General features: G+C 51.8%; 17 protein-coding genes and 1 pseudogene. 17 read left to right on the top strand and 1 reads right to left on the bottom strand.

Annotated features, from left to right (window positions below):
- Positions 1-10: 10 nt before the first annotated feature.
- The 17 genes and pseudogenes from A4Z71_RS04175 (at position 11) to dnaE (ending at position 20,738) form a co-directional block, all read left to right on the top strand.
- Entirely contained in the window at positions 11-1,777 is a 1,767-nt protein-coding gene (locus A4Z71_RS04175; protein ID WP_070954681.1) for a peptidoglycan D,D-transpeptidase FtsI family protein, read from the top strand.
- A gap of 7 nt (positions 1,778-1,784) precedes the next feature.
- Positions 1,785-3,326: a Mur ligase family protein gene (locus A4Z71_RS04170; RefSeq protein WP_070954680.1), complete on the top strand. Its 1,542-nt coding sequence runs from the start codon at positions 1,785-1,787 to the stop codon at positions 3,324-3,326.
- A complete protein-coding gene (locus A4Z71_RS04165) occupies positions 3,323-4,717 on the top strand; it encodes a UDP-N-acetylmuramoyl-tripeptide--D-alanyl-D-alanine ligase (protein ID WP_070954679.1) in 1,395 nt (464 codons plus the stop codon). Before A4Z71_RS04170 ends, A4Z71_RS04165 begins: the two co-directional genes overlap by 4 nt.
- A complete protein-coding gene (gene mraY, locus A4Z71_RS04160) occupies positions 4,714-5,814 on the top strand; it encodes a phospho-N-acetylmuramoyl-pentapeptide-transferase (RefSeq protein WP_070954678.1) in 1,101 nt (366 codons plus the stop codon). The genes A4Z71_RS04165 and mraY overlap by 4 nt, the downstream gene beginning before the upstream one ends.
- Positions 5,815-5,817: 3 nt before the next feature.
- Entirely contained in the window at positions 5,818-7,278 is a 1,461-nt protein-coding gene (gene murD / locus A4Z71_RS04155) for a UDP-N-acetylmuramoyl-L-alanine--D-glutamate ligase (RefSeq protein ID WP_070954677.1), read from the top strand.
- On the top strand, positions 7,275-8,552 hold the full coding sequence (locus A4Z71_RS04150) for an FtsW/RodA/SpoVE family cell cycle protein (RefSeq protein ID WP_070954676.1): 1,278 nt from the start codon (positions 7,275-7,277) through the stop codon (positions 8,550-8,552). Before murD ends, A4Z71_RS04150 begins: the two co-directional genes overlap by 4 nt.
- Positions 8,552-9,634, top strand: coding sequence for an undecaprenyldiphospho-muramoylpentapeptide beta-N-acetylglucosaminyltransferase (murG, locus tag A4Z71_RS04145; protein WP_070954675.1), 1,083 nt, complete (start codon positions 8,552-8,554; stop codon positions 9,632-9,634). The genes A4Z71_RS04150 and murG overlap by 1 nt, the downstream gene beginning before the upstream one ends.
- Before the next feature lie 37 nt (positions 9,635-9,671).
- Positions 9,672-11,107 (top strand): annotated as a pseudogene (gene murC, locus A4Z71_RS04140) (UDP-N-acetylmuramate--L-alanine ligase); the annotation flags it as partial.
- A gap of 90 nt (positions 11,108-11,197) precedes the next feature.
- Entirely contained in the window at positions 11,198-12,073 is an 876-nt protein-coding gene (locus A4Z71_RS04135; protein ID WP_158512778.1) for an FtsQ-type POTRA domain-containing protein, read from the top strand.
- 167 nt (positions 12,074-12,240) lie between these two features.
- Positions 12,241-13,461 (top strand): cell division protein FtsZ, encoded by a 1,221-nt coding sequence (gene ftsZ, locus A4Z71_RS04130; protein WP_070954673.1) that lies wholly within the window; start codon positions 12,241-12,243, stop codon positions 13,459-13,461.
- Positions 13,462-14,145: a YggS family pyridoxal phosphate-dependent enzyme gene (locus tag A4Z71_RS04125; protein ID WP_070954672.1), complete on the top strand. Its 684-nt coding sequence runs from the start codon at positions 13,462-13,464 to the stop codon at positions 14,143-14,145. It abuts the gene before it with no gap.
- Between the two features lie 38 nt (positions 14,146-14,183).
- A complete protein-coding gene (locus tag A4Z71_RS04120; protein WP_070954671.1) occupies positions 14,184-14,603 on the top strand; it encodes a cell division protein SepF in 420 nt (139 codons plus the stop codon).
- 3 nt (positions 14,604-14,606) lie between these two features.
- Positions 14,607-14,894, top strand: coding sequence for a YggT family protein (locus A4Z71_RS04115; RefSeq protein ID WP_070954670.1), 288 nt, complete (start codon positions 14,607-14,609; stop codon positions 14,892-14,894).
- Between the two features lie 120 nt (positions 14,895-15,014).
- Entirely contained in the window at positions 15,015-15,776 is a 762-nt protein-coding gene (locus A4Z71_RS04110) for a DivIVA domain-containing protein (protein ID WP_070954669.1), read from the top strand.
- A complete protein-coding gene (gene lspA, locus A4Z71_RS04105; protein ID WP_236858509.1) occupies positions 15,724-16,290 on the top strand; it encodes a signal peptidase II in 567 nt (188 codons plus the stop codon). Before A4Z71_RS04110 ends, lspA begins: the two co-directional genes overlap by 53 nt.
- The gene (locus A4Z71_RS04100) at positions 16,287-17,213 is read left to right on the top strand and encodes an RluA family pseudouridine synthase (RefSeq protein WP_070954667.1); all 927 of its coding nucleotides are present in this window, start codon (positions 16,287-16,289) and stop codon (positions 17,211-17,213) included. Before lspA ends, A4Z71_RS04100 begins: the two co-directional genes overlap by 4 nt.
- A 57-nt stretch (positions 17,214-17,270) precedes the next feature.
- A complete protein-coding gene (gene dnaE / locus A4Z71_RS04095; protein WP_236858562.1) occupies positions 17,271-20,738 on the top strand; it encodes a DNA polymerase III subunit alpha in 3,468 nt (1,155 codons plus the stop codon).
- Here the strand turns inward: dnaE and A4Z71_RS04090 are convergent.
- Entirely contained in the window at positions 20,721-21,254 is a 534-nt protein-coding gene (locus A4Z71_RS04090; RefSeq protein WP_084028412.1) for a flavin reductase family protein, read from the bottom strand. The two genes, dnaE and A4Z71_RS04090, sit on opposite strands and share 18 nt — an antisense overlap.
- Between the last annotated feature and the right edge of the window lie 13 nt (positions 21,255-21,267).

Here is a 21,267-nt window from a genome sequence, read left to right as displayed (position 1 = left end):
AGGTCGGCAGATGACATATCTGACGCCCGGTAATCCGAAGTCTAGAGTTCGCGCGCTTTTAGCCGCTGTCTCGATTATCGCTATCGTCTTCGGTATCCGTTTGGTTGATCTTCAGGTTGTCAAAGCGGATGCCATCAATGAGCTTTCATACGAAAAACGCGCTGTTTCGCGTACCCTGCCAGCGCTGCGCGGTGAGATTACCGACTCATCCGGTGAAGTTTTAGCAAGAACTGTCTACCGATATGACATCAATGCTGCGCCTAGCAAAGTTGCGCCGGTTCTTCGTCAAGTCAATGGGGCCGATGTCCAAATTCCGGTCGAGCAGGTAGCCAACGAGCTGGCGACAATTCTCGACATGACTCAGGCCGATGTACTGGCCAAAATTGCGGGCACATCCGAGTACTCACAAATCAAAAAACGCGTCGATGCCGAGGTGTATCGAAAAGTTCGTGCCCTCGATATTCCCTGGATTTACTATGACCCGATTCCAGATCGGCTATACCCCAACGGTGCGGTTGCGGGAAACGTGCTTGGCTTTCTAGACCCGGATGGCAATGCGGTTGAAGGTGTAGAGCTGCAGATGAACCAGTGTCTGGCTGGCCAGAATGGGCAAGAGACATTTGAAAAAGGCGTTGATGGAATCAAGATTCCGTCTTCGGCGGTTACCACCAAGGAAGCTATTCCGGGCAGAAATGTAAAGCTGACCATCAACTCAGACCTACAGTATTTCGCCCAGCAGGTGCTGACCAGTACGGTTTCGAAACTTAGAGCCGACTGGGCAACGGCGGTGGTAATTGAAGCAAAGACCGGCAAGATTCTGGTTGCCGCCGAGGCGCCCTCGGTAGATCCGAACAATCCTGCAGCTGTTGCGGCCGAAGATCGTGGTGCTCGTATTTTCAGAACTGCCTTTGAGCCCGGGTCGACGCTAAAGACCATCACGGCAGCGACTTTGGTTGATACCGGTCTCGGTACCGCAGCCTCGCAAATTGAGGCGCCCTACGGTTGGTCTATCCCGAATGTTGGCTATCGGGTAACCGACAGCCACTTTCACCCGACTGAGAGACTCACCTTGACCGGCGTCTTGAGAGACTCATCCAACACTGGAATTATGCTCTTAGGCCGAAAAGTGCCGGTTGAAACAAGGTACAAATACCTGCAAGCATTTGGTCTCGGCTCAAAAACTGGAGTCAATTTCCCCGGTGAATCCAAAGGCCAAATCAATGCTTTTGAAGATTGGGATGGTATCAAGAAATACGTATCCATGTTTGGTCAGGGTGTGAGCATGACCCCATTGCAGACCGCGATGATGTACCAGGCTGTGGCCAATAAGGGTGTGCGACTTTCACCAATCTTGGTTGAGGGCTGTATCGACCAAAATGGCAACATCGAAAAAACCGAGGTGAAGCCAGGCACTCGAGTGATTAGCGAAGCCTCAGCCAGAACCACAATTGACATGCTAGAAAAGGTCGTAGAACAGGGTGGTATCGGAAAGACCGCCGCTGTCCCCGGTTATCGAGTCGGAGGAAAAACCGGTACAGCTCAAATTGCTGATCCTGAGACTGGCAAGTACGGATCCCGATTTGCAATCTCATTCATTGGGTTGGCGCCAGCTGAAAATCCTGAATTCGTTGTGGCCGTGACCGTTTACAAACCGCGCACGGTCAGCAACTCGATTGGTGCAACGCCACCGTTTAAGCGCATCCTCGAGCAGGTGCTGCGCACCTACCGTGTCCCGCCGTCGACAACCAAGTCAGCCAATATTCCAACCGAGTGGTGATTGAGTGATGCAAGAACAAATTCCACCGATTTTGAGGCCCGATCAGGTCATCCCGGTTAGCGTCGCCGAGTTGGCGAATGCCTTCAAGCTTTCGCTTGTCGCTGGTGACCCCAATGTCCTGTTCACCGGAATCAGCATGAACACAGCAGATTTACGATCCGGCGACATATTTTTTGCGATGCCGGGTAAAAAGACGCACGGCGCGAAATTTATTGAAGCGGCTTTAGCCGCAGGGGCAAGTGCAGTTGTCACGGATGCGGCTGGCATAGCCCAACTGAATAATTGCCCGGTTCCAATTTTGCAACTTGAAAACCCAAGAGCACTACTGGGCGAGATTGCAGCTTTTGTTTACGGCAATAGCCGCGACATCATGCCCAAAATCTTCGGCACCACCGGCACCAACGGCAAAACTTCAACAACCTACATCCTGGATGCAATTTTGCGACAGTTAGGCGAAACTACCGGCCTAACGTCAACCGCCGAAAGGCATATCGCCGGTGAAGTTATCGTCAGCCGTCTGACAACCCCAGAATCAACCGAAATGCAGGCGTTGTTAGCCAGGATGCGCGAGCGCAACGTTACTGCTATCTCGCTTGAGGTTTCGGCCCAAGCGCTGAGTCAATTGCGCGTTGACGGCATCTTTTTTGATGTTGTTGGTTTCACAAACCTGAGCCACGATCATCTCGATGACTATGCGGACATGGCTGATTATTTGCGCGCCAAGGCCGCCCTATTTCAACCCGGGCGAGCAGCGCGGGGTGTTGTGTGTCTAGACAGCGAGTATGGCGCTCAGTTTGTCGCAGCCTGCGCAATCCCAGTTTCAACAATCAGCAGCCAGGTCGGCGTATCCGCAGATTGGCACGTAGAGTTGCTGGAAACTTCACCGGCCGGAACAAAATTTAGAGTCTTTGGGCCAGAAAACATTGTTTTTTCGACTTCGTTGCCAATTATCGGAGCGCATATGGCGGCAAATGCCGGTCTTGCCATCGCCATGCTGATTGAGGCAGGATTCGACAGCCGACAGGTCGCTAAAGCAATTGTGTCTGGCATTGAGGTCTATATGCCCGGTCGAACCGAACGGGTCAGCTCTGACATTGGCCCTGCGGTTTATGTGGACTTCGGTCATTCACCGGATGCTTTTCTCAACACACTTAAGGCTGTTCGTGAGGTCACCACAGGCAAGGTCATCATGGTTTTCGGTGCCGACGGAGACCGCGATCCTTCTAAGCGGCCGGCAATGGCGCAGATTGCTGCTGCCGGGTCAGATATTTTGGTAATCACCGACCATCACCCCAGATTCGAAGATCCAGCTTCAATCCGTGAGGTGCTGGTTCGCGCTGCAAAAGAGCATCGCCCAGATATGGCAATTCTTGAGGTCAGCCCTCCTGAGGCGGCTATCCGCGAGGCCGTAAAGCTCGCTGAACCGGGCGATTCTATTCTTTGGGCCGGTCCGGGGCATCAAGATTATCGAGACATTAGGGGAGTGCGAACTCCTTACTCTGCAAGGGCCGAAGCCCGAGCAGCACTGCGAGAGAATGGCTGGCCATGATTGAACTAACTTTGGCCGAAATTGCCGACGCTGTGGGTGCCCAACTGTTTGGTGACCCTGAACTTAGGGTGAGCGCCAGCGTAGAGACCGATTCAAGACTTGTTCAACCGGGGTCTCTGTTTGTCGCCAAGCCCGGCGAAGTGACCGATGGTCACCTTTTTGTCGATTCCGCCAGAAAATCAGGGGCGATTGCCGCTTTGGTTGAACATCGAGTTGAAGTCGAGATTGCGCAACTTGTAGTTGCTGATTCGGTAGCCGCCCTGGGCAAACTGGCAAAATTTGTCATCGAGAAAGTACGTGCTAAATCAAACCTCACCGTTATCGGCATCACCGGCTCAAACGGCAAAACCACCACCAAAAATATGCTGGGTGCAATTCTGGCCAAATTTGGACCAACGGTTTCCCCGATTGAGTCTTACAACAACGAGGTTGGCGCCCCGATTTCGATGCTAAAAATCGACTATGAGACCAAATACTTGGTGGTTGAAATGGGTGCCGACGGACCGGGCAGCATCGCCTACCTGGCAGATATGGCCAAGCCAGATATTGGTGTGATTCTGAAGGTGGGCTTGGCGCACGTCGGAGAATTTGGTGACATTTCCATCACCGCTCAAATAAAAGGTGAGTTGGCACAGGCGATTGGCCCAGATGGGCTGCTCATCCTCAACTCGGATGACTCGCACGTAGCCGCGATGGCTAACCTATCCAAGGCAAAAACGGTTTGGTTCGGAACTCATCAAGCCGATTACTTGGCCAGTGGCCAGCAACTTAGCCTGGCTGGAACATCCTTCGACCTGCACTGGCCCGAAGCTGCGATACAGCCAGTAAGCCTGAAAATACTTGGCGAGCATCACGTAATGAACGCGCTAGCCGCGATTTCCGTGGCTGATCAGCTTGGCTTGGCACGCGAGACGGTTATCGCTGCTCTCGAAGAAATGCCCCTTGCCGAGCGTTGGCGTATGCAGCTAGGTAAGCGTTCCGACGGTGTGTATGTGATAAATGATGCCTATAACGCCAGCCCTGAATCAACCAAGGCTGCGCTGCAGACGCTTGCCCATCTGGGTAAGTCAGGGCATCGAACAATTGCCGTCTTGGGTGAAATGGCAGAACTGGGCAGTCAATCGCGCGAGCAGCACGACGCCATCGGCAGAGTAGCCGTTCGTCTCAACATCGACCAGGTGGTCGTTGTCGGCGCCGGCGCCAAGCTGATTCACATGGGTGCCACCCAGGAGGGGTCGTGGGATGGCGAATCGAAATTTTTTGATGAGATTGACCAGGCTTTTGACTACCTAGATGGGATGCTTGAACCTGGTGATTTGGTTCTGGTGAAGTCATCAAAATCAGCCAACCTGAGATTTTTGGGGGACAGACTTTTGGAGGTAGGTCAGTGAGAGCACTTCTTCTCGCCGGCGCCGTATCCATGGCGTTCACCCTGTTGGCAACCCCAGCTTTCATTTGGCTTTTCAAGAAGCTGAAATGGGGTCAGTTCATCCGCGATGATGGGCCGCAGAGCCATCACACCAAGCGCGGCACTCCCACCATGGGCGGCGTGGTAATTATTGTTGCCGCCGTCCTCGGTTACTTTTTTGGCAAATTGGCCAACGGTGAGACACCGACTGCTTCGGCGTTGCTGGTCTTGCTCATGTTGGTCGGTCTTGGGTTAGTCGGTTTCATCGACGACTTTATTAAGACCCATCGTCAGCGCAGTCTCGGCCTGACCGGTTGGGCGAAAATTGCCGGTCAAGTCCTGGTAGCAACTGTTTTTGCGATTTTGGCACTGCAATTTCCAAACCAGGATGGGCTAACGCCCGCGTCTACAGCAATTTCGTGGGTGCGTGACACCAATCTTGATTTCCTTATGCTCGGTAGCGTGATCGGAATTGGGCTTTTCATCCTTTGGATTAACCTGATCACGGTCAGTGCATCTAATGGTGTCAACATCGCAGACGGCCTAGATGGCCTAGCCACCGGCAGTGCCATTATGGCAATCGGCGCCTACGCAGTTATCGGGTTTTGGCAATTCAATCAGACTTGTGGCACGGTACTCGAAAACATCAGTAGCTGCTACAGCGTTAGAGATCCACTAGATCTTGCGGTTGTAGCATCCGCAATCGTCGGTGCGCTAGCAGGTTTCCTTTGGTACAACACTTCGCCGGCACAGATATTCATGGGCGACACCGGATCACTCGGACTAGGTGGAGCATTAGCGGCTCTCGCGGTTCTTTCCCGAACCGAATTGCTACTAATTTTTATCGGCGGAATTTTCGTAATTGTGACCGGTTCGGTCGCCATCCAGCGCATTTTCTTCAAGATCACGAAATGGCGCACTGGAACTGGGCGAAGGGTATTTCTGATGAGCCCGCTACACCATCATTTTGAACTAAAGGGTTGGGCTCAGATCACCGTGGTTGTCCGTTTTTGGATTATCGCTGGATTATCTGTAATGACCGGCATCGGTTTGTTCTATGTCGAGTGGGTTTACGGATAACAGATGAGCAGAATAGATCAACTTCATTCGTGGCACGATGACTGGAAAGACCTCAAAGTTGTGGTTTTTGGCCTCGGAGTTTCTGGATTTTCGGCAGCTGACACGCTGGCTGAATTGGGTGCCGAGGTTTTGGTCGTTGCCGCTGCCGCTGATGAAGAACAGCTAGAAATTTTGGATGTGCTGGGAGTTTCTGCTGTAATCACGTCAGACAACGAAGAACTACTTAGTAAGGTTCAAGATTTCGCTCCTGAACTAATCATCACTTCGCCGGGTGTGCGCCCCGAGCACGACCTAATCAATTGGGCAAAAGAATCGTCGGTGCCAGTCTGGGTAGATATCGATCTTGCTTGGCGACTGCGCGACAAAGTTGGCAAGCCAGCCGAATGGTTTTTGATTACCGGCACCAATGGCAAAACCACAACAGCCCAACTGCTAGAGCACATCTTTTTGACTTCGGGTTTGCGTGCCATGGCTTGCGGCAATATCGGCACCCCGATTCTCGATGCAATTCGAGTTCCAGATGGCCTAGATGCTCTGGTTGTTGAACTTTCCAGTTTTCAACTTCATTACATGGGCCAGGTTTCACCACATTCGGCCGCGGTGCTCAATCTTGACCTTGATCATCTTGATTGGCACGGAAGCTTTGAAAACTATCGGGACGCCAAGGCAAAGGTCTATCAGCAAGTGCGAATTGCCTGCGTTTACAACGGGCAAGACCTAGCCACCGAAAGAATGGTGGAAGAAGCTGATGTAGTCGAGGGTGCCCGTGCTATCGCCTTCACCTTGGCAATTCCGGCGCGCTCGCAGGTTGGCTATGTTGAAGAAATTTTGGCAGATCGAGCTTTTCTTGATGACCGGGCCAACTCGGCTATTGAGTTAGCAACCACATCTGACATTGAGCAGATTTCAGTCCTAACAGACCACCTAAAGCAGAATGTCGCCGCAGCCTCTGCGCTAGCCCGTGCGGCGGGTGTCGAGCCAGCGGCAATTCAGCAGGCAATTCGAAGCTTCAAACTTGATGGACACCGTATTGAGTTGGTTTTGGAGAAAGACCAGATTCGTTGGTTTGATGACTCAAAAGCTACCAATGTTCACGCAACTGCGGCGTCGCTCAAGTCGTTTGACTCGGTGATTTGGCTTGTTGGTGGGCTGCTGAAGGGTGTCGAAATAGAGCCGCTCATCGCCGAATACGCAAATCGAATTAAGTTCGCCATTGTTTTAGGCAAAGATGCTGATCCGGTACTGGCAGCTTTTGCAAAAGTTGCACCACACATTTCGACATACCGCGTCAAGGCTGAATCGGGATTTGCGGTAATGGTTGAGGCTGTTGAGGCGGCGAAAAAGGTTGCTGCACCGACTGACGTAGTTTTGCTTGCACCAGCTGCGGCTTCGATGGATCAATTCAAGGATTATGCCGAACGCGGCAATTTATTTGCCAACGCAGTTCGCGAGCTAGTTTCATGAGCAAGAGAGTAGGAATTTCTGCGGTGCCGAGATCTAGAACCACGGCACCAATTCGGGCTACCTCAAGCAAACCTAAGGCTTCAAAAATTCAATTCGAGTCTTTATTTGCGACCATCCGGGCAATATTTGACCGGGTATACCGTGCTCAGTCAAACGAGTTTTACACGCTTTTAGGCTTCACCTTATTTTTGGTGGCCTTTGGTGTTCTGATGGTGCTTTCGGCATCTTCCATCGACTCGCTGATTGCCAACAATAATGCGTTATCAATCGGCGCCAAACAGTTTGGCTATGCAATCATCGGCCTAATTGGCATGACCATATTGTCCGCAATCCCGGTAAGAGTTTGGCAGCATCGCTCGGTTGTGATTCTGTTGGCTAGTTTGTCGGTGCAGTTTTTGGTTATCTTCTTTGGAAAAGAAGTAAACGGAAACAAAAACTGGATTTCCATTTTCGGTTTTACTTTCCAACCGTCTGAATTTTTGAAGTTGGCGGTCATCATTGCACTGTCTGCGATGCTGGCAAAAAATGTTGATTACTTCCATATCTCCAAAACCTGGACACCGCCAATTGTTGTTTCGGCGGCAGCGCTAGGACTAGTGCTTGCCGGTCGTGACTTGGGTACTGCAATAGTTATGGCAATCGCATTTCTTGGACTGATGGTGCTGGCTGGAATGCCAACCAATTTGGCACTGAAGGTAGTCGGTATTGCTTCAGTGGCAGGAATTTTGCTGATGTCGCAATCATCAAGCCGTTGGGGTCGTATTTTGGCTTGGCTGAATCCTTCTGCACCCGACCCAAATGGCTATAACTGGCAATCTGAACATGGCGAATGGGCAATTGCTGCCGGTCGACTTTTTGGCGTAGGCCTTGGTGAGTCGAAGATGAAATGGAGTTGGATTCCGGAAGTAGAAAACGACTTCATTTTTGCCATCATCGCCGAAGAGTTTGGGCTGATTGGAGCCCTCGTTGTGATTGTCATGTTTGTGTTGCTGGCTCGAGCGCTAGTGCGAATTTTGAATCGCACCCAAGACACCTACTCAAGGTTTATTGTCGCCGGAGTTACCGTCTGGCTGGTTTTCCAAGCCTTGATTAACATCGCTGTTGTTTTGCGGTTGTTACCAGTTTTGGGTGTTCCTCTTCCTCTGATTTCCGCCGGTGGTTCATCGTTGATTTCGACACTTGGTGCCATTGGCTTGGTGCTCTCGATCGAGCGTTCTAATCATTTGGGTTTTGGGGCAGTCAGGTCTGCCTCTAGAAACAGAAAGGCCCGCTAGTGGCTTCGTATCTGTTGGCCGGAGGCGGAACTGCCGGTCATGTTAACCCGCTGCTAGCTTTGGCCGACAAGATTGCGGCCGCCGATGCCTCGGCAAAGATTGTCGCCCTCGGCACCGAAGAAGGCTTGGAGTCAAGACTCGTTCCAGAACGCGGTTATGAACTTTTTACTATTGAGCGACTTCCTTTTCCAAGGAAACTGGGCGGTTACGCCCTTACTTTTCCTTTCAAAATGATTAGGGCAGTTTTCCAGGTACGGCGTTTTATTCGTTCGCAAAAAATCGACGTAGTGGTTGGTTTTGGCGGTTATGCAAGTGCTCCTGCCTACTTAGCGGCCAAACTTTGCGGTACGCCTGTGATTGTCCATGAAGCAAACGCTCTGCCCGGGTGGGCAAATAAATTGGGTTCCAAATTTGCTGCTGCCGTCGGCGTGACCTTTGATAACACGTCGCTTCCAAAGAGCACCAAAACCGGGATGCCACTGCGAAGTGAAATAGAAGTTCTCGACATTGAATCAGCTCGCGAAATGGCCAGAGTTTCATTCGGTCTTGATCCAGCCACGACCACTATTTTGGTCACCGGTGGTTCCCTTGGAGCCAAAGCCATTAACGAAACTGTTGAAGCTTCTAGAAGCCTCTTTGATGCGGCGGGAATACAGGTGTTGCACATCACCGGTGGCGCATCCGAGTTGCCAGAGCTTAAATCGGGCAGCTACCTTCGCTTGAAATACTGCGATCGCATGGATCAGGCTCTGGCTGCGGCTGATTTGGTTATATCCCGAGCTGGAGCATCGACTGTTTCCGAGATAACGGCGTTGGGTTTGCCGGCGCTTTACATTCCATACCCGGTTGGAAACGGGGAGCAAAAGTTCAACGCCAAGGGTGCGATTGATGCTGGCGCTGCGCTTTTGGTAAACGACGCCGATTTCAATCTGGATTATGTCGCTCGAGAGGTGATCCCGCTGGTTTCAAGTCGCCGACGGCTAGCTCAAATGGGGGAGATGTCCAAATCAATTGGCATTAGAAACGGTGCCTCGCGGCTATTGGCACTGGTCGAAGGTGTGTTGCGCTCGAAAAACCGCTGAGAGTCTCTCTAGTCTTTCTAGGTAAAAAGGATTTTGAATGATCAAACCAGATTTCTCGCAGCCAGTGCCGGCAGAACTAGGCACTGTCCACTTTGTTGGCATCGGTGGTTCTGGCATGAGCGGAATTGCCGCCATGCTGCTTGGTATGGGTCACAAGGTGACCGGCAGTGATCTGCGCGACACCGCAACCGTGGCCAAATTACGCTGCTTGGGTGCTGAGGTATTTATCGGACACGATGAAAAGCACCTTGGCCAACCTGACACTGTTGTGGTTACCTCAGCCCTTTGGCCAACAAATCCTGAATATTTGCTTGCCAAGCGCCTCGGCATTCCGGTTATCCACCGTTCCCAGGCTCTGGCTTATCTGACCATGAAAAAGCGAGTTATTGCTGTAGCGGGTGCTCACGGAAAAACCACCAGCACCGGCATGATTGTGACTGCTCTGCAGGGCCTCGGGCAAGATCCAAGTTTCGTAAACGGCGGTGTAATTCAGTCGCTCGGAGTATCCTCTGGGGCTGGCTCGGGAGAATTTTTTGTTATCGAGGCCGATGAGTCCGACGGTTCGTTTTTGCACTACAACACCGCAGTTGCGCTTATCACCAACGTCGATGCCGATCACCTCGATCACTATGGCTCAGAAGAGGCTTTCGAGGCAGAATTTGCACGTTTTGCTAGCGGATCCGGCGAATTTGTTGTGATTTCTGCCGATGACCCAGGGGCTAAACGGGTTCATGCGCTTCTACATCAAAAGCGAGTTTTGTCTTTTGGTCGAAGCGATGGGGCCACCCTGCAGTTGACGAACGTCGATGCCAGTGGCGCACAGGTCAAATTTGAACTTACCTTTGAGGGCCAAACCCAAGCCGCGACCTTGCAGATTCCAGGTGAGCATAATGCGATCAACGCAGCCGGAGCGGCAGCAGTTCTAGTTGGCCTCGGTTTTGATTTTGCAGCAGCACTTGCCCAGATCGAACTGTTTGCCGGTACCGAGCGACGCTTCCACCTTCACGGTGAAGTTCGCGGAGTCAAGGTTTATGACGACTTCGCCCATCATCCCACCGAGGTTACCGCCGCCATCAAAGGTGCCCGAGCGGTAGTTGGCGATGGAAAAATCATCACGGTTTTCCAGCCGCACCTTTACAGCCGAACACGCTTGATGGCTAAAGAGTTCGCCGAGGCGTTGGCAGCCAGCGATGAGGTTGTGGTGCTCGATATCTATGCCGCCCGAGAAGATCCCGAGCCAGGAGTGACCGGCGCACTTATTTCCGATGCATTCGAAAACAAATCCCAGGTTCACTATGTTCCGAACTGGGATGAAGTACCAGCCGTAGCAGCCTCGCTGGCCAGCAGCGGAGATTTCATCATGACTATGGGTTGCGGTGACATTTATCGAATGGTGCCCGAGTTGCTCGAATCGCTTGGGAACTGATGAAGAGACCCTCCGGTCAATCAGCAGCGGGGCAGACGCCGCGTCGGCCTATCCGGGCGAAAACAGATGCTGGCGCAGGCCACCCGCGCTCGGTTCCGGCCAATAGTTCCAATTTGGAGACTGGCAAACAGAAACAGGTGGTGCGAATTGGCAGAAGAATCTCAGCCAAGTCTGTAACTGCCAAACCCACGCGCGCCGCGACAGCCCGGAAATCTTCGGGCAAAGCTGCAAAAGAGTTGACCAAACGCCAACTTTTGAGGCTGGGCAAAACCGGACGTCGGGTTGGAGCCCAGAATCTATCTGCGCAGGCCAGAAGATTCACCGCCTACAGTCGCCGACGTCGAACTGTTTTGACGATATCAATTGGTTCGACGCTCGCCCTGCTCGGGCTTGTGCTTGCCACTATCTTCACTCCGCTTTTGGCGGTAGAAAAAATCACGGTCACTGGTTTGAATCGACTCAAAGAGGCGACAATTCAAAAAGCCTTGCAGCCGCTTCAGGGTGTTCCGTTGACTTTGATCAGTGAGAACAGCATTTCCGATGCGCTGAGCAAGTTTTCGCTAATCGAGAGTTTTTCTATTGTCGCTGTTCCGCCGCATGAGGTTATCGTCAAGGTTGTCGAAAGAACTCCGATTGCAATTGTTCGTCAAAACGGGGTCGACTATCTTTATGATCCCGCTGGCATTCGATTGGGCAAGGCGGGCGATGCTAAATTACCGAGAATCGAACTCAATAATGATCCAAAGAGTTCCGCAGAATTCCGAGCTGCAATAGATGTGATTCTCGCTCTGCCCGCTGATTTACTGGGCAGGGTAGCCTCGATAAACGCCAAATCTAAGGATGATGTCACGTTAGAACTGCGCGGTGCGGCGGGACAAAAAATTATCTGGGGAGACGGTTCAAATTCGGTTTTGAAATCGAAGGTTTTGGCTGCGCTAATCAAAAATCACAAAAAATCTGACTCGGTCACCTTTGATGTTTCTTCACCAAATGCGCCTGTGGTGCGCTACTAAAAAGCAGATTTAAGTTAGTTTTTTCGACACGCCCGAGAGCCTCCCAAAATCTTGCCGCGCCGCGTTCTAACTTCGTGGCGCAGTAAAAGAAATTGGTGAAACTCTAAGTCTCAGGCTGAGGTTTAGGGTTCACCTCAGTTGGCAGCAAACTAATTCGGAGGATCACCGTGGGTCTTAACCAGAACTACCTAGCAGTAATCAAGGTTGTTGGTGTCGGCGGCGGTGGCGTCAACGCCCTAAATCGCATGATTGAAGCTGGCCTTCGCGGTGTCGAGTTCGTAGCCATAAATACCGACGCCCAGGCGCTATTGATGAGCGAGGCGCACGTCAAACTAGACATCGGCCGCGAATTGACTCGCGGTCTCGGCGCCGGAGCCGATCCAGAGATTGGTCGACGTGCTGCCGAAGACCACGCCGATGAAATTGAAGCCGCGCTAAAAGGTGCTGACATGGTTTTCGTGACCGCCGGCGAAGGTGGCGGCACCGGAACTGGAGCAGCACCGGTGGTTGCTCGAATTGCCAAACAACTTGATGCCTTGACCGTGGGTGTTGTAACCCGACCTTTTGGTTTCGAAGGAAAGCGCAGAGCAGCGCAGGCTGAAACTGGTATCGAGGTGCTTCGTGGTGAAGTTGACACGCTGATCGTGGTTCCGAACCAGCGACTTCTCGAACTTGTCAACAAATCAGTCTCTGTCGTAGAGGCGTTTGCAACTGCAGATGATGTGCTGAGAGCCGGTGTTCAAGGAATTACCGATTTGATTACCACTCCCGGTTTGATCAACCTTGATTTTGCCGACGTCAAGTCGGTCATGAAGGGTGCCGGCTCGGCATTGATGGGAATTGGTACCGCCAAGGGCGAAGATCGAGCCGTGCGGGCCGCTGAGATTGCTATCTCGTCACCGCTGCTCGAGGCCAGCATCGATGGCGCACACGGCGTTCTTCTGCTCGTCCAGGGCGCATCCGATCTGGGTCTTCACGAAATCGATGAAGCGGCTCGTTTGGTACAAGAGGCGGTCAGCCCAGAGGCCAACATCATCTACGGAACCACAATCGATGACACCTTGGGCGATGAGGTTCGAATTACCGTTATCGCAGCTGGCTTTGATGGCGGCATGCCTTCGGTGCGCAAAGTGGAACGTAAAGCTTTTGCTAGCGAACCGGTTAGCTCGACCAGCTGGTTCGCAACCGAGCCGGCTACCGGGGCAGTTCCAGTTGCAGCTGCTGCAGCACCGCAGGGTTTCGACAGTTTCGATCAAGCCGACGACTCAACTGCTGCCATAGATGTGATTGCAGAGGAACCCATCAACGACGCAGGCGACAAAGCGAAGCCACAGACTGCTGATGGAACTTGGGGAGACGACCTCGACATTCCCGAGTTTCTAAGGTAGATGTCAACGCTGAAGAGTCGGCTCGACGTTGTCGAGCAAAAAATTAGTGAAGCCGCGAGCAATTCTGGTCGCTCGAGAGATGACATCACACTCGTAGTCGTTTCGAAAAACAATCCGGCGCAGATGGTGCTAGACCTTGCTGAAATTGGAGTTAGCAATTTTGGTGAAAATCGAGACCAGGAAGCCAAACCAAAAGCTGCCGAAGTTGCTCTGGCTGGTAAGACTGTTACTTGGCACTTTGTCGGGCAGTTGCAATCTAATAAAGCTAAATCTGCACTCAGTTACTCAAGCGTTTTGCATTCGCTTGACAGACCATCATTGCTCGATGCTGTGGGTAAAGCAGTTGCCGACCGTGCTGAACCGCTTGATGTCTTCATTCAACTGAACCTGACTGATGATCAAAATCGTGGCGGAATTCAAACTCAAAACGTTCTAGGTTTTGCAGAGCAGGTTCTGCAGACACCCAATCTGCGGCTGCTTGGGCTGATGGGTGTCGCCGGATTGGATGTTGATCCAAGAGTTGATTTTGATCGCATTAGGAATTCAAGCGAGCAACTAATGCGACTGGCACCCGATGCGAAATATATCTCGGCTGGGATGTCCGAAGATTTTGAGTTTGCTATCGCCTCGGGCGCGACACACGTCCGAATTGGCACCGCAATAACTGGAAAACGGCCCTATTAGCCATATCCTGAAGTCAATCACGTAATTTGGAGGATTAAATGGCTGGAATTATTTCTCAAGTTTCAGGCTGGCTAGGGCTTTCTGATGACACTGAGCCGGCAGCTCCTCGTGCGGTTTCGACAGCAACCGAATCGAGACCTGCTCCACGAGTAGTACCGATGCGTCCGCGACGTGGTGTTAGTGACGTCAGCGAGATTTACACGATTGAGCCTAAAAGCTATGCCGAGGCGCCTGACGTTGCGGCAAATTTCCGGGTCGGCATTCCGGTAATCGTCAACATGGGAGACATGTCTGAAGCCGACTCAAAGCGCATGCTCGACTTCATGCTTGGCCTAAAAGAAGGCCTTGAAGGTCACATGAAACGGGTGACTCCAAAAGTCTTTCTGCTGACCCCAAATCACGTTGCGGTCAATGACGAAGAAGAACCAGCCGAGGACGAGCTTCTCGTTCGCCCATAATTCATGACTGGAATCCTTGGCCTCATTTGGTGGGCTCTTGAAATTTACTTCTTTGCCATGGTGGCGAGACTATTCATCGACCTAGTTCTCAGCGTGAACCCTTCCTGGCGTCCGCGGGGCATTGTGGTTGCATTGGTTGAGCTCGTTATGACCGTGACCGACCCACCGCTAAAGTTTGCTCGTAGATTCATCAAGCCAATTCGCTTCGGTGTTATGCAACTCGACTTTGGTTGGACCCTGGTGGTAATTGCTATCTTCGTTTTGCAGTCGCTGATCTCAGGCATTAGTTAATTCGCTTGCTAAGCCTCGGCTACCGTGCTCTATACAATTTCTAATAGTTGAGGCACTGGAGTAATCTAAAAGCATTAGGTGGGTGCCCCCGCACATCGAATTTGCAAACGAGGTCTGTTAATGCCGCTTACTCCCGAAGACGTTGTCAATAAAAGATTTCAACCAACCAAATTTCGCGAAGGTTATGACCAAGATGAAGTTGACGATTTCCTAGACGAGATCGTCGTCGAACTGCGTAGGCTAAACCAAGAAAACGAAGATCTCCGCCAACGGCTGTTGGCATCAGAATCGAGAATTGCTGAACTGCAGCGCTCTGGCGCTGGTTTGGCCGATCAGCTCAACAACCCAACTGCTGAGTCTGCGCTGGCGCCGCAAATTGTGCCAAGCCCATTCCCAGAGCCGGTTTCTGACCCAGCCTCGCTCGACACCAATAACACCAACAATCTTTTGCAATTGGCAAGAAAACTGCATGAAGAGCACGTTCGTGAAGGTCTTGCCAAACGCGACGAACTAATTGCTGAAGGACATGCAACTGCAGCACGTCTAGTTCGTGAAGCAGAAGCCCAGCAGCGGGCCGACCTCAGCCGTTTTGAGCAAGAGAAGGCCTTGATTGAACACCGTATTCAAGAACTCAGAAGCTTTGAGCGCGAGTACCGTCTAAAACTGAAGGCCTACATCGAAAGCCAGTTAGCAGATCTTGAAGAGTCAGAGGTCGCCCCAGCAGCGGCACCTGCTTTACCGTCTTTCCCTTTTGAGCAGCGGCCAGCTCAGGCACCTGCTGCGGCGCCATTTTTTGAAAACAATCAAGTAAATTCTGCAGAAGACGAGAGTGCCAAAAACACTTGGACGAACCCGCAAACAGGCTTTGGCTACAGCAACTGAAGTGAGTTTGCCTAAACAACTCGGCTTACGAGTGCTTCTTAGTTTTTTCTTCCTTCCGGCTGTTGTTCTAATTTTTTTGGATCAACTCTTCAAAAATCTGGCGCTTACCTATCTAGTTCCAGGCACCTCGGTCGAAGTTTTTGGGGAAATTCTTAGACTTACCCTGGCCTATAACAACGCTGCCGCTTTCAGCATTGGATTCGGTCAAACTTGGATTTTCACAATCATTTCGTCAATTGCAGCCCTGGCTCTGATTTGGCTGAGCAGGAAAATCGAGACTAGGTCCTGGGCGATCATGGCGGGCATCCTTTTAGCCGGCATCGTTGGCAATCTAATCGACCGACTCACTCGAGAACCGGGTTTCCCGAATGGGCACGTAATCGATTACTTGCAAATACCTTTCAACTTTCCGATTTTCAATTTTGCTGATATTTGCATCGTGTCTATGGCCATTCTCGGCGCTCTACGAGTAATTCGCGGTGAAGATATCGGGAAAGCTGCAAAGCCCAAGTGAACGAAGCTAAAAGCTTTCCGGTTCCAGACAGTTTTGACGGCGTCAGGGCTGACGCTGCAATCTCAAAAATCCTAGGAGTCTCGCGAGCGGTTGCCGCAGACTTGTGCTCCGAAGGTTTGGTCAAACAAGACGGCAAGGTCATCGACAAGAGCGCTAAATTTCGCGCGGGAGCGCTGCTGGAAATCGCCGCATTTGAGAATAAAGATCCGTTGCAGGTTTTGCCAACGCTGGTCAGTGACCTAGCAATCGTTTTTCAAGACGATGATTTAGTCGTAATTGACAAGCCTGCGGGAGTTGCCGCGCACCCTTCAGTTGGCTGGGATGGTCCAACCGTTCCGGGTGCATTGCTGGCGCTAGGCATTCCGGTCAGTACCTCTGGCGCCGCTGAGCGTCAGGGCATTGTTCAAAGATTAGATGTGGGCACAAGTGGCCTAATGATGGTGGCTAAGTCAGAACTTGCCTACTCTCGCTTGAAACAGGCTTTTCGAGACCGAATCGTAGAAAAAACCTATCACGCGGTTGTTCAGGGCCACCTTGACCCGCTAGCGGGCACATTTGACGCACCAATTGGTCGTCACCCCAAGGCGGATTTCAAATTTGCTGTGATGAATGAGGGTAAACACGCGGTAACTCACTACCAAACCCTTGAGATGTTTCCGGCAGCAACCATGGTTGAGGTGGACTTAGAGACCGGAAGAACACATCAGATCAGGGTTCATTTTTCCGCTTTTCGCCACCCGCTAGTGGGCGACACAATGTACGGTGCCGACCCAAAGCTGGCAGACAAATTAGGCTTAGTGCGTCAGTGGTTGCACGCGGTCAAACTTTCATTCGATCATCCAATTTCTGGGGAGCGTTTGACCCTGCACAGCAACTATCCACCTGATCTTGAGCATGCACTCGAGGTCCTCAGAGCGCACTAGGAGGCGAAATTGTCGAGCGACTCTTTCGTTCACCTGCACGTGCACACCGAGTATTCGATGCTGGATGGCGCTGCTCGAGTTAAGCCGCTTATTGAGGCAGCCGCTGAGCAGGGTATGCCCGCCATTGGCATAACTGACCACGGCAATAACTTTGGTGCCTTCGATTTTTACAAAACTGCAAAAGCCGCCGGAATCAAGCCGCTAATCGGCATCGAAGCTTATGTCGCCCCGGGCACCAAGCGCCAGGAGCGCACCAGGGTGCGCTGGGGTTCCGGTGGCGAAGATGACGTTTCTGGCGGTGGCGCATTTACCCACATGACCATGCTCGCAAAAACAACTGAGGGCATGTACAACCTTTTCAAAATGTCATCCAAGGCTTGGCTAGATGGTTTCTATTTCAAGCCCAGGATGGACACCGAGCTCTTTGAGCAGTACGGCAAAGGCATTATCGCCACCACCGGTTGCGCCTCGGGCGAGGTGCAAACGCGACTGCGCCTTGGTCAGTACGATGAGGCACGTAAAGCCGCGGCCAAACTGCAGGACATCTTCGGTAAAGAAAATTACTTTGCTGAAATCATGGATCACGGTTTAGAAATTGAACGACGAACCACGTCTGATTTGATTCGCCTGGCCAAAGACCTCGGGATGCCGTTGGTGGCATCCAACGACTTGCACTACACTCACGCCGGAGATGCGGTTGCCCATGAGGCTTTACTCTGCGTGCAATCTGGTTCAACTCTGGCCGATCCAAACCGTTTCAAATTTGATTCGCAAGAGTTTTATCTGAAGTCGGCCCGCCAGATGCGCGAGTTATTTGCCGATTACCCCGAGGCTTGCGACAACACCCTACTAATCGCTGAATCCTGCAATGTTGAGTTCTTAGATCGCGAGCTCATGCCTCGATTCCCAGTGCCCGAGGGTCACACTGAGGCGAGCTGGTTCGAGGCCGAAGTTACCCGAGGAATGGCTCGCCGTTATCCAAACGGCATACCTGAAGCGCAGGCAAACCAGGTGGCCTATGAGGTTGACGTAATCAAGCAGATGGGATTCCCCGGCTACTTCTTGGTGGTTGCCGACTTTATTGGTTGGGCTCGCGAGCAAGGAATCCGTGTCGGTCCGGGGCGAGGTTCAGCGGCCGGTTCAATCGTTGCCTACGCACTTGGAATTACCGAACTTGATCCGGTCAAGCACGGTTTGATTTTTGAGCGCTTTTTGAATCCAGAGCGTGTCTCTATGCCAGATATCGATGTTGATTTTGACGATCGTCGTCGAGCTGAAGTTATTCGCTACGTAAGCGACAAATACGGGGATGACCGGGTCGCTCAGATCGTGACTTATGGAACCATTAAGGCCAAACAAGCTCTGAAAGATGCTGCACGTGTTTTGGCCATGCCTTACTCGGTTGGCGAAAAACTCACCAAGGCTATGCCGCCAATGGTTCTCGGCCGCGATGTGACGCTCAACGACCTGGTTGACAAGAACTCCGAGCGCTACAAAGAAGCTGCTGACTTTAGAGAACTTATTGAGGTAGACGAAGAATCGGCCAAAGTATTTGAACTAGCCCAAGGTTTAGAAAATCTGAAGCGACAGTGGGGTGTTCACGCTGCTGGTGTCATCATGTCTGCTGAACCCCTAATCGACGTCATCCCAATCATGAAGCGTGAGGATGACGGCGCCGTGATTACGCAGTTCGACCAGCCGCCTTGCGAAAAGCTTGGTCTGCTAAAAATGGACTTCTTGGGCCTTAGAAACCTAACCGTGCTAGACGACGCTCTAGCCAACATAAAATCTAACCGCGGTGAAGTCGTGGTGCTCGAAGATCTCGACCTTGACTCCGATCCAGCAACCTTTGAATTGCTGTCTAGAGGTGACACCTTGGGTGTCTTCCAGCTCGATGGTAATGCTATGCGATCACTGCTGCGGTTGCTAAAACCCTCGCTTTTCGAGCACATTTCCGCGGTAATCGCCCTTTACCGACCCGGCCCCATGGGTATGAATTCGCACACCAACTACGCATTGCGAAAAAACGGATTGCAGGAGGTTGACTCGGTTCACCCCGAACTCGAAGAATCTCTCGCCGATATTTTGAACCCAACCTACGGTCTGATTGTTTATCAGGAACAGGTTATGGCCGCTGCTCAGAAAGCTGCCGGTTTTACCCTGGGTAAAGCCGACTTGCTGCGTCGCGCCATGGGTAAAAAGAACAAAGAGGAACTGGATAAACAGTACGAGGGCTTCTCCGAGGGTATGCGAGCCAACGGATATTCCGATGGGGCAATAAAAGCGCTTTGGGACACACTGCTTCCTTTTGCCGACTATGCGTTTAACCGCGCTCACAGTGCCGCCTACGGTGTGCTTTCATACTGGACCGCCTATTTGAAAGCCAATTTTCCGGCCGAGTATATGGCGGCATTGCTGACCTCAGTTGGCGATTCGAAAGACAAACTCGCCCTCTACCTGAGCGAGTGTCGAAGAATGGGCATTCAGGTATTACCGCCGGATGTCAACGAGTCAATTGCGGCATTCAACGCCGTTGGTGAAGACATTCGTTTTGGCCTTGGTGCCGTTCGAAATGTCGGAGTTAACGTGGTCGAGGGAATTGTCGAAGCACGTCGCACCCTGGGAAATTTCACGTCATTCCAGGATTTCCTGCGCAAGGTTCCAGCTTCGGTTTGCTCGAAGCGAGTGGTCGAATCACTAATTAAGGCTGGTGCCTTCGACTCTCTGGGTCACACTCGCCGGGCTTTGTTAGAGGTGCACGAAGAGGCAGTTGATTCTCAAGCAACTATCAAGAAGAACGAGGCCAGCGGTCAGGTAGATCTATTCGGTTCGTTGTTTGGCGACGACTCTGAAAATTCTTTTGATGTCAAAGTTCCAGACCGAGTTGAATTCACTAAAAAAGAGAAATTGGCTTACGAGCGAGACATGCTTGGCCTCTACGTAAGTGATCACCCTCTGGCTGGCCGAGAGGCAGTTATTGCTCGATTTGCTGAAATTTCAATCGGCGACGTTGTTGCTAGCGAAACTCTGCGCGATGGCGAGACTGTGGTCATTGCCGGTTTGGTAACTGCCGTCGCTCACAAGGTAGCGCGTGCTTCCGGAAATCCATATGGGGCAGTAACCATTGAAGATTTCGAAGGTGAAATGACTGTCATGTTGATGGGTAAGACCTATCAAGAATTTGGTAAAACCCTAGAGGCTGATCAGCTGGTGGTGGTTAGAGGCCGCATTTCCCAGCGAGACGACGGTAACAGTCTGCAGGCGTACTCAGTCGAAACAATTGACGCAGCCGCAGAACAAAACGTGGGCCCGTTACAAATTCGAATTCCGGAGAGCGAAGCCACTCGCAAAGCACTTGAAGAGCTGGATCGCATTCTAAAAGTCCACGCCGGAAACGAGGAAGTGCACGTTACCCTGCTCAGTTCAAATGGTGAGCGCAGCTTCAAACTTCAACCAAAGGTAAAAGTCACACAAGATCTAATCGGCGAGCTGAAAGTGCTGTTCGGCTCAGGAATTTTGGGCTAAAACTTCACCGGTTGAACGGTAGGAGCGTTGTAGGTAGAGCAAACCGGCTTTTTCTTCACCCAAAAGCGCCTGTTCGACATCCACGATCACCACGGCATTTGCCTCAACGCTGATCACCTGTCGAATTCGACCAATCAAAATTGAACTGGCCTGGGGGAAAACCGCTAGATCGTGGATGGCGCGAACCCAGTTGTCTGCTTTGAAACGATTTTCAGCAGCACCGGCCATCTGTTGGGCCAGTGCTAAATCATCTTCACCAAGCGTGTGAATTGCCACGTAACCGCATTTTTCGAGGCTGCTAAAGCTGCTCGCTCCGCGGGCAACGTTGAAGCTGACCAGCGGGGGATTGGTGCCCAATGAAGTCACTGAAGTAGCGGTGAAACCTGCCGGATCGCCAGCTTCAGTCAGCAAAGTAATCACAGCAACGCCCGAAGCGTGTCTGCGGAAAACGTTGCGCAAGGCGTCGGCTGGGTCGGAAATCAGTTCTAAATCACCTAGGTTGGGCATTTCATCCATTCGAGCTAAATCG

This window comes from Candidatus Rhodoluna planktonica, assembly GCF_001854225.1.
Taxonomy (GTDB): Bacteria; Actinomycetota; Actinomycetes; order Actinomycetales; family Microbacteriaceae; genus Rhodoluna; species Rhodoluna planktonica.
This window is presented reverse-complemented; position numbering and strand designations above follow the sequence as displayed.

What these genes read in the sequence shown, in the direction of transcription:
- A4Z71_RS04175 (WP_070954681.1), top strand. Translation starts at nt 11, where the DNA reads ATGACATATCTGACGCCCGGTAATCCGAAGTCTAGAGTTCGCGCGCTT.
- A4Z71_RS04170 (WP_070954680.1), top strand. Translation starts at nt 1,785, where the DNA reads ATGCAAGAACAAATTCCACCGATTTTGAGGCCCGATCAGGTCATCCCG.
- A4Z71_RS04165 (WP_070954679.1), top strand. Translation starts at nt 3,323, where the DNA reads ATGATTGAACTAACTTTGGCCGAAATTGCCGACGCTGTGGGTGCCCAA.
- murD (WP_070954677.1), top strand. Translation starts at nt 5,818, where the DNA reads ATGAGCAGAATAGATCAACTTCATTCGTGGCACGATGACTGGAAAGAC.
- A4Z71_RS04150 (WP_070954676.1), top strand. Translation starts at nt 7,275, where the DNA reads ATGAGCAAGAGAGTAGGAATTTCTGCGGTGCCGAGATCTAGAACCACG.
- A4Z71_RS04125 (WP_070954672.1), top strand. Translation starts at nt 13,462, where the DNA reads ATGTCAACGCTGAAGAGTCGGCTCGACGTTGTCGAGCAAAAAATTAGT.
- A4Z71_RS04120 (WP_070954671.1), top strand. Translation starts at nt 14,184, where the DNA reads ATGGCTGGAATTATTTCTCAAGTTTCAGGCTGGCTAGGGCTTTCTGAT.
- A4Z71_RS04115 (WP_070954670.1), top strand. Translation starts at nt 14,607, where the DNA reads ATGACTGGAATCCTTGGCCTCATTTGGTGGGCTCTTGAAATTTACTTC.
- A4Z71_RS04110 (WP_070954669.1), top strand. Translation starts at nt 15,015, where the DNA reads ATGCCGCTTACTCCCGAAGACGTTGTCAATAAAAGATTTCAACCAACC.
- dnaE (WP_236858562.1), top strand. Translation starts at nt 17,271, where the DNA reads ATGCTGGATGGCGCTGCTCGAGTTAAGCCGCTTATTGAGGCAGCCGCT.
- A4Z71_RS04090 (WP_084028412.1), bottom strand. Translation starts at nt 21,254, where the DNA reads ATGGATGAAATGCCCAACCTAGGTGATTTAGAACTGATTTCCGACCCA.